General features: G+C 71.8%; 12 protein-coding genes and 1 pseudogene. 4 read left to right on the forward strand and 9 right to left on the reverse strand.

The window, feature by feature from the left end; genetic code table 11:
- Window positions 1–1,191, reverse strand: a pseudogene (locus COGEMETH_RS14875) (hypothetical protein); the annotation flags it as partial.
- A gap of 222 nt (window positions 1,192–1,413) precedes the next feature.
- Between COGEMETH_RS14875 and COGEMETH_RS14880 the strand changes: the two are divergent.
- Together COGEMETH_RS14880 and COGEMETH_RS14885 are read left to right on the forward strand one after the other, a co-directional pair.
- Window positions 1,414–1,902, forward strand: a complete 489-nt coding sequence (locus COGEMETH_RS14880) for a phasin (RefSeq protein ID WP_238183386.1) — start codon at window positions 1,414–1,416, stop codon at window positions 1,900–1,902.
- A 172-nt stretch (window positions 1,903–2,074) separates the two neighbouring features.
- A complete protein-coding gene (locus COGEMETH_RS14885; RefSeq protein ID WP_238183387.1) occupies window positions 2,075–2,395 on the forward strand; it encodes a hypothetical protein in 321 nt (106 codons plus the stop codon).
- A 91-nt stretch (window positions 2,396–2,486) separates the two neighbouring features.
- Here COGEMETH_RS14885 and COGEMETH_RS14890 read toward each other — a convergent pair whose 3' ends face one another.
- The 6 genes from COGEMETH_RS14890 to COGEMETH_RS14915 all read right to left on the reverse strand — a co-directional run bounded on the left by COGEMETH_RS14890 (window position 2,487) and on the right by COGEMETH_RS14915 (window position 7,632).
- Complete coding sequence (locus COGEMETH_RS14890; protein WP_238183388.1) at window positions 2,487–3,155, reverse strand: L,D-transpeptidase; 669 nt, start codon at window positions 3,153–3,155, stop codon at window positions 2,487–2,489.
- A gap of 262 nt (window positions 3,156–3,417) precedes the next feature.
- On the reverse strand, window positions 3,418–3,771 hold the full coding sequence (locus tag COGEMETH_RS14895; RefSeq protein WP_238183389.1) for a hypothetical protein: 354 nt from the start codon (window positions 3,769–3,771) through the stop codon (window positions 3,418–3,420).
- Between the two features lie 59 nt (window positions 3,772–3,830).
- Window positions 3,831–4,649: a transglutaminase-like domain-containing protein gene (locus COGEMETH_RS14900; protein ID WP_238183390.1), complete on the reverse strand. Its 819-nt coding sequence runs from the start codon at window positions 4,647–4,649 to the stop codon at window positions 3,831–3,833.
- Between the two features lie 67 nt (window positions 4,650–4,716).
- Entirely contained in the window at window positions 4,717–5,628 is a 912-nt protein-coding gene (locus tag COGEMETH_RS14905; protein WP_238183391.1) for a transglutaminase family protein, read from the reverse strand.
- Between the two features lie 115 nt (window positions 5,629–5,743).
- A complete protein-coding gene (locus COGEMETH_RS14910; RefSeq protein WP_238183412.1) occupies window positions 5,744–6,283 on the reverse strand; it encodes a response regulator in 540 nt (179 codons plus the stop codon).
- Between the two features lie 185 nt (window positions 6,284–6,468).
- Window positions 6,469–7,632, reverse strand: coding sequence for a transglycosylase SLT domain-containing protein (locus COGEMETH_RS14915; RefSeq protein WP_238183392.1), 1,164 nt, complete (start codon window positions 7,630–7,632; stop codon window positions 6,469–6,471).
- Window positions 7,633–7,925: 293 nt separating this feature from the next.
- On the opposite strand from COGEMETH_RS14915, the gene alaS reads away from it, so the two are divergent.
- Window positions 7,926–10,610 carry an alanine--tRNA ligase gene (gene alaS / locus COGEMETH_RS14920; protein WP_238183393.1) on the forward strand — a complete coding sequence of 895 codons (2,685 nt, stop codon included), beginning with the start codon at window positions 7,926–7,928 and terminating at the stop codon, window positions 10,608–10,610.
- A 92-nt stretch (window positions 10,611–10,702) separates the two neighbouring features.
- Window positions 10,703–11,662, forward strand: a complete 960-nt coding sequence (locus COGEMETH_RS14925) for a DMT family transporter (protein ID WP_238183394.1) — start codon at window positions 10,703–10,705, stop codon at window positions 11,660–11,662.
- Window positions 11,663–11,675: 13 nt separating this feature from the next.
- Here COGEMETH_RS14925 and COGEMETH_RS14930 read toward each other — a convergent pair whose 3' ends face one another.
- The gene (locus COGEMETH_RS14930; protein WP_373875375.1) at window positions 11,676–12,098 is read right to left on the reverse strand and encodes a DUF2147 domain-containing protein; all 423 of its coding nucleotides are present in this window, start codon (window positions 12,096–12,098) and stop codon (window positions 11,676–11,678) included.
- 86 nt (window positions 12,099–12,184) lie between these two features.
- Window positions 12,185–12,751 (reverse strand): cytochrome P450 family protein, encoded by a 567-nt coding sequence (locus COGEMETH_RS14935; protein ID WP_238183395.1) that lies wholly within the window; start codon window positions 12,749–12,751, stop codon window positions 12,185–12,187.
- Between the last annotated feature and the right edge of the window lie 27 nt (window positions 12,752–12,778).

The raw sequence follows: 12,778 nt of genomic DNA on the forward strand, positions 1-12,778 counted from the left end.
GGCGCGGGCGATCTCGCGGAAGGCCGCGTGCTCGGTGACGGAGAGGTCCGAGGCCGGATCGGTCCGGGCCGCCTCCGCCGCCTCAGACAGGGTTTTTTCCAACTCCGGGGGCGGGGGAGGCGCGTGGACGGGGTCGGTTTCGGAGGGCGGGGCGACGCCAGGTTCCGTCGGGACTCCTCCGGCATCGTCGGCAACGCCGGGAAGCGGGACGGCCGGCAGGTCCGGCACCGGGGCTGGCGCCTCTTGCGCTAGGGCATCCTCCGCGGACCGCTCCGGCTCCGAGGCCGGGACCTCCGGTTCGGCAGGCGGGGCCTCCGGCTCGTCCGCCGCCGCGGGCGGGTGGGCAGGCTCCGGCTCCTCGTCCACCGGGACGGCCTGCACGGGTGCGGCGGCCGGGCGGATCACGCCGAAGCCGCCATAACCGGAAAAGGGCTGCCCGCTGCGGGCCAGGGGGGCGCCGGACAGGTCTGCCGCGACGGGCGCGCCGGCACCGGGAACCGTCAGGATCGCCGGGACGGCGCGGAAGGTCCGACGCGCGGCCAGCGCCGCGGGCAGGGCGTCGCCACCGCTGGCGGCGGGGCCTGCCAGGACCGACTCCCAACTCCGACCGACGAGGGCGGCCAGGGGGTCGCCGGCCGGGCCCGAGAGCCGGGTGATCGCGTCCGCGGCGTCGCTCGCCCAGACGAAGCGGTCCCCGACCCGCGGCGCGGGCGCCGTCTCGGGCGCGGACTGGTCCTGCACGGAGGCCGGATCGGGCACGTCCCGCCGGCGCGGCAGGCTCACGGGGCCGGTCGGCAGCAGCAGGATCAGCGGGGTCCCGTCCGCCGCCTGCCCGCGGGCCAGGAGGCAGACGGCCGGCGGCGCGATCCGGCGGGCGTCCAGGCGCAGCCGGAGGAGGCGCGGCGCGGTCCCCGAGAACCCGGCCCGCGGGATCTGCGCGGTGATCCGGGGGAGGATCGCGCTTCCCTCCGCGAGGGCCCGGGCGAGGGCGCGGGCGGCCGCCGGGGCGTGCAGCAGGCGCGCGCCCTCGCCGTCGAGGACGAGATAGGCCGCCCCCGGCGCAGCCAGCGGCGCGGCGAGGCCCGGCTCCCGCGCCCAGGCCTGGAGGGCCTGCTCCAGCGAATCGTGCGGGGCCGTCCCGAGGTCGCCGATCCTGTCCAAAGCTGCCGTTCCGGTCCCTTGTCCGGTCATGCGAATCCGCGATAGGGCGAAAAAGCGTGACGAATGCGGCCTGACTTGTAGACCATCTGCATCCGGACGCTGGACGATTCAAAGCGCTGTCACACGTTTACGTCATGTCAACCTTAATGCCGGCGGCACCGGGTGGCATACGGGGCCGGCGCTGTATTGTGCAGTGCACAAAATCCCGTTACAAGCGCGAATCAGCGCAACCAAGCCTAGAGGAGACGACGCATGAGCAATCCCCCGAACTACGAAGTGCCGACCGAGATGCGTGACTTCGCCGAGAAGAGCGTCGAGCAGGCCCGCAAGGCGTTCGACAGCTTCATCGGTGCTGCCCGTCGCACCGCCGATACGGTCAAGGGTTCGACCGAGGTGGCGCGCACGAACGCGCAGGACGTGTCCTCCCGCGGCTTCGAGTACGCCGAGCAGAACGTGAACGCCGCCTTCGACCTGGCCCAGAAGCTGGTCCGCTCGAAGGACGTGCAGGAGGCCATGCAGCACCAGGCCGAGTTCGTGCGCAGCCAGTTCGCCGCGATCCAGTCGCAGGCCAAGGAGTTCAGCGGCATCGCGCAGAGCGCCATGCAGCAGAGTGCCGAGCGGGCCAAGTCCGTGATGCAGGAGAGCGCCGACACCGCCCGCAAGGCGATGGAGCAGGGCGCCGACGCCGCCCGGCAGACGGCCCACGACGCCCAGTCCGCCGTCGACAAGTCCTCGCACTGAGGGTCCGGTCCGGCCCGCCCGATCGGGCGGGCCACGCGATCGACCACCCGTCATCCGGCCCGCGTCCGATCCTTCGGAGGCGGGCCGTCTCGTTTTCGCCCGCATTGGCGAAAAAGGCAGGGCCCCCGCCCGCGCGGATGGCGGGCCACACGATCCGCAGAGGATTTTTGCGATGCGCACCGTCCAGAGCCTCGGCCTCGCCGCCGTTCTCGCCGCGTCCCTCGGGGCCCAGGCCGCGCAGGCCCAATACTACGACGCGCCGCCGCGCGGGGGCTATTACGAGGAGCCGGGCTACGAGCGCCCCGTGCGCCGTCCGCCGCCGCGCCGGGCCGTGGGCCTCAACTGCGACGCGGTCCAGCAGGGCCTGACCGGCCCGCAGCCCTATTCCTGCCCGCTGCCCGGCCCGCGCCCCCTGGGTGCGCGCTGCTTCTGCGACATGCCGATCGCCTCCTTCAGCCAGCCGCAGACGGCCGTGGGCCGCGTCGTCCCGTAGTCCCGGACGCGAAAAGCCGCACCGTCCGGACGGACGATGCGGCTTTCCGGTGGACGGTTCGGCGGGAGCACCGCCGAACCTCGAAGAACAATCAGTTCAGGACGACGACCTTGGCGCCGACCTTCACGCGCTCGTAGAGGTCGGTGACGTCGTCGTTGGTCATGCGGATGCAGCCCGAGGACACGGCCTGGCCGATCGTGTCCGGCTCGTTGGAGCCGTGGATGCGGTACTCGGTGTTGCCGATGTACATGGCGCGGGCGCCGAGGGGGTTCTCGATGCCGCCGGCCATGTAGCGCGGCAGGTCGGGGCGGCGGGCGATCATCGCGGCCGGCGGCGTCCACGACGGCCACTCGCGCTTGGCGGTGACGGTCTTGACCCCGGACCAGGTGAAGCCCGGGCGGCCGACGCCCACGCCGTAGCGGATCGCCTCGCCGTTGGGCATCACGAAGTACAGGCGGCGCTCGGCGGTGGAGACCACGATTGTGCCCGGCTTGTAGTCGGCGTTGAAGCTGACGATCTCGCGGGGGATCGGCTGCACCTGCGCCTGCGGCGCGGCCTGGACGCCCTGGCCGTAGCCCGGCTGCTGGCCGTAATAGTCCCGGCTCGGCGTGCCCTGGTAGCCGTAGGGCTGGTCGTCGCCGTAATAGTCGGCGGCCGCGTTGCTGCCGAAGGGATCGTAGGACGAGGCGGCGAGCACCGGGCTCGCGGCGAGGACGGAGACGCCGATCAGGGCGGCGAGGACGGTGGCCGAGGTCTTCATGATGCGCCTACCTGTGCAGTAACCTTTGCCATTACAAGCGTGAGCGTAGGCCGCCGGTTCCACGGGCGGCGAAGATTTTATTCGGCAGCGGAATACGCAGGGCCGCCGCACGTTCGCAGGGTTTTCTCGCTGCGCTCGAATGATGCCGGCATGCCCGCTCGCCGCGCTATCGCGGAGGATACGGGAGCACAGTCGGAACGACGCGGAGCCGGGCGGGCTCGGCATCCGCCAAGCCGTCGAGAGCGCACGGCGCATCTCGCTCTCACGCGGCGGAGCTTGGGCGCCTCGTGCAGGATTCTTGGCCTGATGGAGCCCATGCCCGGGTTCGATCATCGTGCGCGACGGCCAAGTCGTCGGTGGTCGCATACTGGATGATCGGCGTCCGCGTCTCCCCGGCGTCGCTCAGTTCGCGCCTGATCCGGCCGATGACCTCCAGGAACTGATCCCCGGTCAGTTCCCCCGCCCGCTGCGGCGGAATCACGAGAACGATGCGGATCGCATCCTTCCCCTCGGAATCCTCCGTCGCCTCCCCGTATGCTTCGACCACGGTCTCGTGGCCGAGCGAGACGTTCGCCGCTTTGCGCGCAAGATCGGACGATTCCCGGAGCGAGGCCATTGGTGAAGATTAGCGCAATCGGGCCTCCGCGTCACGAAGGCGGCCGACCTGCGCCGGTCTCAGACGACCTCGTCCGTATGCACGTCGAAGCGGGCGAGGTGGGCGTAGCCGAAGTTCGTCGAGATCGCGACGTCGGTGGCGTCGCGCCCGCGCGCCATCACGATGCGGCCGATGCGGGGCGCGTTGTGGCGGGCGTCGAACGTGTACCAGGAGCCCCCCCGCGGGCCCTCCAGGTAGACCTCGAACCAGGCCGAGAAGTCCATCGGTGCCGGGTCCTTGGGCACGCCGATGTCGCCGAGATAGCCGGTGCAGTAGCGGGCCGGGATGTTCATGCAGCGGCAGAAGGCGACGGCCAGGTGCGCGAAGTCGCGGCACACGCCCTCGCGCTGCATGAAGCCGTCATGGGCCGTGCGGGTGGCGTCCGCCCTCTGGTAGTCGAAGCGGATGCGTTCGTGCACGTAGTCCACGATCGTCTGCACCCGCGCCCAGCCCTCCGGCGCCGAGCCGAACAGGGACCAGGCGGTCTGCGAGAGCTTGTCGGTGTCGCAGTAGCGCGAGCCCAGCAGGTAGATCATCACCTCGTCGGGCAGGTCCTGGACCGGGATCTGCCGGGCGTCCGGGGCGAAGGTGTCGGGCTGCCCCGAATCCTGCACCGTGAAGTCGGCCGAGATGGTCAGCAGGCCCGGCGGGGTGACGATGCGGTGGCAGATGTTGTCGAAGTCGTCCCGGTAGGCGTGGGACGGGATCGGCGGATCGAAGGCGATCACGTGGGGCGTCAGCACGTCGGGCATCCGCGAGGGATGGACGCTGAGCATCAGGATCATCGGCGTCGGCTGCGCCGAATCGAAGGCGATATCGAAACCCGTCCTGATCTTCATCGCGTCCACCTGGCAACCTTGATTCGAGTCGTGAGGCCGCGGCGCGCCTCTGCGTTCCGATCCGCCGTCAACGCACGGGCTCCGGGGCCGTCACCGGAGGCAGCGTCGATTTCTCCACGACCTCGACCTCGACGCGCATCCCGAGGTCGTCGCTGCCGAGGCCGAAATACGAGCCGTAGAGGGGCACCGCCTGGGCCGGGTCGCGGGCGACGGCGACGCGGATCAGGTCGCGGTTGCCGACGATGCCGTTGGTGGGGTCGAACTCGATCCAGCCGGCGCCGGGCAGGTAGACCTGCAGCCACGCATGGGTCGAGCCGCCGCCGACATGCCGGTCGCGGTCGTTGCGGGGGTTGTAGAGGTAGCCGGAGACGAAGCGGGCGGCCATGCCGAGCGCCCGCACGCCCTCCATCATCAGCACCGCGAAGTCGCGGCAGGAGCCGCGCTTGAGGCGCAGGGTCGTCACCGGGTCCTGCACGCCCTTCTCGCTGCGGGCGAGATAGGTGAAGTTGCGCCGCACGCTGCGGGTCATGTCGGCGAGGAGGTCCTGGGTCGGGATGCGGCCCTCGGCCGGGATGAAGGAGCGCGCCCAGGCATCCACCTCGTTGCGCGTGTCCGGCCATTGCCGCTCGATCGAGCGGGAGAGGTCTGGCATGTCGCCGGCCCCGTAGCCGAAGGGATAATGCGTCGCGTTCGGCGCCAGGGGGAAGACCGGGGCGTGCTCGGGGGTGTGGTCGAGGGTGATGCCGCAGGTGAAGGTCAGGCTGTCGCTGCGGCCCTCGAAGGTCGCCACCGCGACACAGTTGCCGAACACGTCGAACATCCAGCGTAGCGCGCTCGGCTGCGGCGCGATGTCCAGCGTCGCCTCGATCAGGCGCTGGTCGTAGCTGTCGCGCGGCCGGAACATGATCCGGTGCTCGCCGAAGGCGACGGGACGGCGGTACCGGTAGGTGGTGACGTGACGGACTGACAGGATCGGCAATCGTCGACATCTCCGTGGCCGCCGCGCGGCCCTGCCGCGGACACAATGCAAGACCCGCGCCCGTGATGCCCGGACGCGAGTCCCGATACCACGTCCGTGGTCGATGTTGCCGGGCTCAGGCGACGGGTGGGGACGGCTCGCTCGTGGCGCGCTCGGCCTCGACCAGGATCTCGAAGGCGCGCCAGGGTTTCGGGATGAACACCGCGTCGGCCGGCATCTCCGGGCGGCGGACGCCGTGGCCGGAGGTGAGGACGAGGCGCGCCCGCGGCCACAGGGTGGAGATGGCGCGGACGAGCTGGAGGCCGTCCATCGCGCCGGCGAGCCGCACGTCGGCGAAGACCAGGGCGACCTCGCCGCCGCGGGTCCGGAGCACCTCGAGGGCCTCCTCGGCGCTGTCGCAGCCGATGACGCCGAGCTCGGTCTCCTCCAGGAGGGTCTCGGCCAGCGCCCGCACCTCGGGATCGTCCTCGACGACGAGGGCGAGGCGCTCCCCGGAGACGATCGGCGCGGCGGCGTAGGGCGGGGCCGGTTCGGCCGGCGCGACCTCGCTCTGCCGCACCCGACGCACCAGGGCGGCCAGGTGTTCGGGCACGCCTTCGGATACGAGGCTGTCGTAGAACGAGGCGAGCGTCTGGCCGATCTGGTCCAGGGGCATGCCCGGCGACAGGGTGTCGAACAAACCGTCCTGGGGCCGGGCCGGCTGGCGATCAGGTCTGGTCAAGGACTCCCCCCGAAGTCTCGGTTTCGCGCGACGCGGATACGCGGGCGCTTAGGAAGAGAAGTCGGGAAACCCTGGTCAGTTGCGAAGGTCGTGAGAATCCCGCGCATCGCCGCGCCGGGCTACTGCGCGGCGGCGGGCTCCTCGGCGGCGGCGTAGGCCATCACGCCGGAGACGGCGCGCACGTCGCGGTAGCGGGCGCCGCGGGCGCTCATCATCGCCTCGAACTTCTCGTGGACCTGGGCCACCGAGAGGCTCGCGGCCTTCTTGCGGCGCCCCCCTTGCGCCGAGAAGAAGATGGTGCGGTTGGACCGCGCCGGGCCCGGCAGGAGGGCGGCAGCAGCCGCGCCCGGCTTGTCCACGACCTTGGCCAGGAACGATTCGGCGTCGTCCGGACCGAGGAAGTGGGCGAGGTAGACCTCGCCGAGAGACAGTTCGCGCCCGATCCGCAGCGAGATGCGGGCGGCGTCGCGCTTGAGCATCTCGCCGGCCATCAGGGCCGAGAGGTAGGGGTCGCGGCGCAGTTCGAGGATGCGGGTGCGCTCGGCCTGGTCGGCGATCGAGGGCCGGTCGTTGCCGTCGGGGACGACGAGGGCGGCCTCCTTGGCGAGGCCGTAGCGCGGCCCGAACTCGCGCACGACGCCGAGCCAGGTGCGCTCGATGAACTGGAACAGGCCGGTGGCCGAGGAGGTCTTGGCCTGGACGGCGGTGATGAAGCTCGATTCCTTGTCGGCCACCGCCATCAGCAGCACCGGATCGGTCTGCACGGCCTGGGCCGCGCGCACGATGGTCTGGACCAGGTGGCGCCGGATTTTCATCGGCCCGAATTCGAGGATGTCGTTGGGGTCGCCGACCGCGCTCTCGGAGAGCAGGAAGTCGTAGGAGACCCGGTCGACGGCGTTGGTGCCGAGTTCGGTGTCGAGGTCGTGCACCGCGGCAAAGCTCGCCGCGGCCCGCAGCACGGCCGGCGGCGGATCGAGGCGCGGCAGCACGGAGACCGTCTGGATGCGCGGGCGCGGCATCGGGATGTCGGTGGCGGCCTGGGCCGAGGACACCGCCTGCTCCAGGCCGATCTTGCCGAGTTCGACCCCGGAGCCGATCAGCACGGCGCTCAAGCCCCCGGCGAGCAGGGACATGGAGAGGAGGGAGCGGGTCAGCGCCGGGCGGCTGCCGTGGTCGCGCCCGAGCATGGGCTGGGCGGTGATGGCGTCCGCCGGCCCCGCGCCGAAACGGCCCTTGGCGGGGGTGGAGGTTGCGTTGCGTGACGATCCGACCGTGCGGCCCATCTGCGACTCGAATCCCGAACCCGCGCCGGTGTGGCGCCCAGGACCCGATCTGGCGTGACGGATGTGGCGACAAAACGGCCGAGGTTGGCGCCTCGCGTGGCGGCCGGGGCGGTTCCGCGGCGGCCCGGGGCCGGGATCGGCAACGCCGCCCGTGACTTGCAGGCTGCCCGTGAGTTGCAGGCTGCCCGTGACTTGGACGGCATCCGTCCGTATGAGGGCGGGCATGCACGGCCGGACTCGCCTCGCGGCGAAACCGTCCGACAAAAACTCAAGCCCGACAGAGTCAGCGTCACATGAGCGGCGTCAACGAGATCCGGTCGACCTTCCTCGACTACTTCGCCAAGGCCGGCCACGCCGTCGTCCCGTCCTCCTCGCTCGTCCCGAAGAACGACCCGACGCTGATGTTCACGAACGCCGGGATGGTGCAGTTCAAGAACGTCTTCACCGGCGCGGAGAAGCGGCCCTATTCCACGGCGACCACGGCGCAGAAATGCGTCCGGGCCGGCGGCAAGCACAACGACCTCGACAACGTCGGCTACACCGCGCGCCACCACACCTTCTTCGAGATGCTCGGCAACTTCTCGTTCGGGGATTATTTCAAGCCGCGCGCGATCGAGCTGGCCTGGAACCTCATCACCAAGGAGTTCGGGTTGAAGCCCGACCGCCTGCTCGTCACGGTCTATGCCGACGACGACGAGGCCGCCGCGCTTTGGCGCAAGATCGCCGGCTTCGATGACAAAAAAATCATCCGGATCGGCACCTCGGACAACTTCTGGCAGATGGGCGACACCGGCCCCTGCGGTCCGTGCTCGGAGATCTTCATCGACCAGGGTCCGGGGCTGGCCGGCGGCCCGCCCGGCTCCCCGGACGAGGACGGCGACCGCTTCCTGGAGTTCTGGAACCTCGTCTTCATGCAGTACGAGCAGGTCGAGCCGGGAAACCGGCTCGCCCTGCCGCGCCCCTCCATCGACACCGGCCTCGGCCTGGAGCGCATGGCCGCGATCCTCCAGGGCGTGACCTCGAACTACGAGACCGACCTGTTCCGGGCGCTCATCGACGCGGTGGCCCACGCGGTCGGCCGCCCGCCCGAGCCCGGCACCGTCGCCTCCTACCGGGTCATCGCCGACCACCTGCGCGCCACGGCCTTCCTGATCGCCGACGGGGTGCTGCCGGGCAACGAGGGCCGGGGCTACGTCCTGCGCCGGATCATGCGCCGCGCCATGCGCCACGCCGAACTCCTGGGCTCGCGCGAGCCGACGATGTTCCGCCTCGTGCCGACGCTGGTGCGCGAGATGGGCCCGGCCTACCCTGAGCTGATGCGGGCCGAGGCCCTGATATCCGAGACCCTGCGCCTGGAGGAGACCCGCTTCCGCCGCACCCTGGAGCGGGGGCTCGCCATCCTCGATTCCGAGAGCCGCACCCTCACCGCCGGCCAGAACCTGTCCGGCGAGACCGCCTTCACCCTCTACGACACCTACGGCTTCCCGCTGGACCTGACGCAGGACGCCCTCAAGGCCCGCGGCATCGGCGTCGACACCGACGCCTTCGGCGTGGCGATGCAGCGGCAGAAGCAGGCCGCCCGCGCCGCCTGGCAGGGCTCGGGGGAGGCCGCCACCGAGACGGTCTGGTTCGCGGTCAAGGACCGGGCCGGCGCCAGCGAGTTCCTGGGCTACGAGACCGAGAGCGCCGAGGGCATCGTCACGGCGCTGCTGCGCGAGGGCGCGGAGGTCCAGGCGCTGGAGGCCGGGCAGAGCGGCCTGCTGCTCGCCAACCAGACGCCTTTCTACGCGGAATCCGGCGGCCAGGTGGGCGACACCGGCCGCATCGGGGCGGCCGGCCTCGAGGCCCGCGTCACCGATACCGAGAAGAAGCTCGGCGACCTGTTCGTCCACCACGTCACCGTGGACGAGGGCTCCCTGAGCCTGGGCCAGGCGGTCGAGCTCCGGGTGGACCATGCCCGGCGCGGGGCGATCCGGGCCAACCACTCCGCCACCCACCTCCTGCACGAGGCCCTGCGGCAGGTGCTGGGCGAGCACGTCGCCCAGAAGGGCTCCCTGGTCTCCCCCGAGCGGCTGCGCTTCGACATCAGCCACCCCAAGCCCATCGCGGAGGCCGAACTGCGCGCGGTGGAGGAGATCGCCAACGCGGTGCTGCTCCAGAACGTGCCCGTCGTGACCAAGCTGATGGCGGTGGACGAGGCGATCGAATCGGGCGCGCGCGCCCTGTTCGGCGAGAAGTACGGGGACGAGGTCCGGGTCGTCTCGATGGGCCGGCCGGTGGACGAGTCCGGCGTCGAGACCGAGGGCGGGCGCCTGCCGAACTTCTCGGTGGAGCTGTGCGGCGGCACGCACGCGGCGCGCACCGGCGACATCGGCCTGATCTCGATCCTCGGCGAGAGCGCGGTGGGCGCGGGCGTGCGCCGCATCGAGGCGATGACGGCCGGGGCCGCCCGCCGCCACCGGGCGGAGGAGAGCCGGGCGCTGGCGGCCTTGGCCGGCCAGTTGAAGGCCCCCGTCGCCGAGGTCTCGGACCGGCTCGCGACCCTGATCGAGGACCGCCGCCGCCTGGAGAAGGACCTCGCCGACGCACGGAAGAAGCTCGCCATGGGCGGCGGCGCGGCCGGGGAGGGCGAGGCGGCCCGCGAGGTCGGCGGCATCAAGCTGATGGCGCGGGTGGTCGAGGGCATCGAGATGCGCGACCTCAAGGGCCTGGCCGACGAGGGCAAGACCCGGCTGGGCTCGGGAATCGTGGCCATCGTCGGCGTCGCGCCGGACGGCAAGGCCGGCCTCGTGGTCGGCGTCACCGAGGACCTGACGGAGCGCTACGACGCAGTCGGGCTGGTGCGGGCCGGCGCGGGCCATCTCGGCGGCAAGGGCGGCGGCGGGCGCCGCGACATGGCCCAGGCCGGCGGCCCGAACGGGGCCGGCGCCCAGGCGGCCCTGGACGCGATCGCCGAGGTTTTGGGGCAGGCTGCCTGAACGGGGCCGCATTCGAGAGCAGGAAACGGGACGCGCGGCCGGGAGCCTCGCGATAGATCGCACGGCGTCTCCTCACCAGGGAACGTTTTGCGATGCAGCCGGCCATCCACCGCACCATGACCGCCACCGAGTGGCTCATGCTGCTCGCTCTCTCGTTGATCTGGGGCGTCTCGTTCTTCCTCACCAGCGTGGCCCTGCGCGAGATCACGCCCCTGACCCTGGTCGTGCTGCGGGTCGGGCTCGCGGCGCTGATCCTGAACCTGCTCGTGCCGGCCCTCGGATACCGAATGCCCCGCGACGGCCGGACCTGGCGCGCCTTCCTAGTCATGGGGCTCTTCAACAACGCGGTGCCGTTCTGCCTCATCGTCTGGGGGCAGACCCACATGGCCTCCGGGCTCGCCGCCATCCTGAACGCGACCACGCCGCTCGTGACCATCCTCGTGGCCCACGTCGCCACCTCCGACGAGCGCATGACCGGCGAGCGGCTGGCCGGCGTGCTGGTCGGGCTCGCGGGGGTCGTCGTCATGGTCGGGCCCGCGCTGCTCGCCGGCCTCGGCACGGACGCCCTGGCGCAGCTCGCGGTGCTGGGGGCGACGGTGTCCTATGCCTGCGCGGGCGTCTACGGGCGGCGGTTCGGCGCCATGGGCCTGGCGCCGGTCGTCACGGCGGCGGGGCAGGTCACGGCCTCGACGCTGCTGCTGCTTCCCGTAGCACTGGCGATCGACCGGCCCTGGACGATGGCGATGCCCGGACCGGCGACCTGGGGCGCCATGGCCTTCATCGCCTCCCTGTCGACTGCGCTCGCCTTCGTGCTGTACTTCAGCATCCTGGCGCGGGCCGGGGCGACGAACCTGCTGCTGGTCACCTTCCTCGTGCCCGTCTCGGCCATCCTGCTCGGAACGCTGCTGCTCGACGAGCGCCTGGCGATGCGCCACGCCCTGGGCATGGCGCTGGTCGGCTGCGGCCTGGCCGCGATCGACGGGCGCCCGCGCGCCTGGATGCTGGCCCTGCGCCGTCCGGCCGCACGGACGGGGACCGAAAGGGACGCCTGACGCGTGCCGCCTCTCAGTTCACCCGCTTCCAGGTCTGGCGCTTGCAGAACACGCTCATGACGCAGCCCGAGACCTCGACCGTGTTCGCGCCCGTCATCGTCAGGGTGCCGGAATAGGTCTTGCCGTCCTTGGGGTTGTAGAGCGTGCCCGAGAACCCCTCCGCGGTCGCCGTCGCCGCGTTGACGATCTGGACGCCGACGACGCTGCGGGTGCGGAGCGCCGGATCGGGGTTGTTCTGGTCGAGGCCCTTGCCCGCGGTGCTGACGATGGTGCCGCAATAGCCCGAGCCGCAGCGCGACAGCCGCACCTTCGAATCCCCCGTCTCGGTCAGCCAGATGCCGCCGGGATCAGTCGCCTGGGCCCGGGCGCCGCCGCCCGCGAGCAGGGCCGCCAGGAGGCCGGAGCCCATGAGGACGGTTCGAAGACGTGGTGCCATGTCGCTCCTCCCGCTGCCCGTCCCTGCTGACGGATCGGGCCCCGCCTTAGCCGGCGCCCGCGGGGGACGGCAAGCGATGTGCCCCGTCAGCGCGGGCCGCGGCCCAGAACGGCGCCGAGATAGGTCTCGGCCACCTCGCAGAAGGGCAGGCCCTCGCCGGTCGAGAGCACCGCGTCCACCTCGAACAGCGGGTCGGCGGGGCCGGGCGGCCCGTCCCCGGACCGCTCCAGGGGGCGGAGCGCCAGGTTGCGCCGGGCGGGCGCGAGGGGCCGCACCACCCGGCCGAAGGGCGCCTCGGTGGTGTCGAGGGCTGCGTTCATGGCGGGCGTGAGCCGGGCGGGGACGTACCAGTTGTCGGCCTCCGACAGGACGTGCTCGCCGCAGCTCAGCCGCACCCGCCGGTAGCGGACCGGCTCGTCGGGGCCGATGTCCAACCGCGCCCGCTGCGCCGCGCTCGGCGGCTTGTCGAGGCCGGGCACGCGCCGGGCGACGAGGTGCGGGTCGGCGGCCAGGCCCCGCTCGGCGCACCACGCCTCCAGCACCGCGGTGGCGCTGTGGCCGGCGAGGATGCGGCTGCGAAGGGACGCGATCAGGCCGGCCGCCCCTTCGGGCTGCACGGTCTCGGCGAAGGCGGGAAGGACCGGAACGAGCATCGCCATCGCAAGGCGGGGGATGGCGGC

Origin of the sequence: Methylobacterium trifolii (assembly GCF_022179685.1) — a bacterium.
In the GTDB taxonomy this organism is placed as follows: Bacteria; Pseudomonadota; Alphaproteobacteria; order Rhizobiales; family Beijerinckiaceae; genus Methylobacterium; species Methylobacterium trifolii.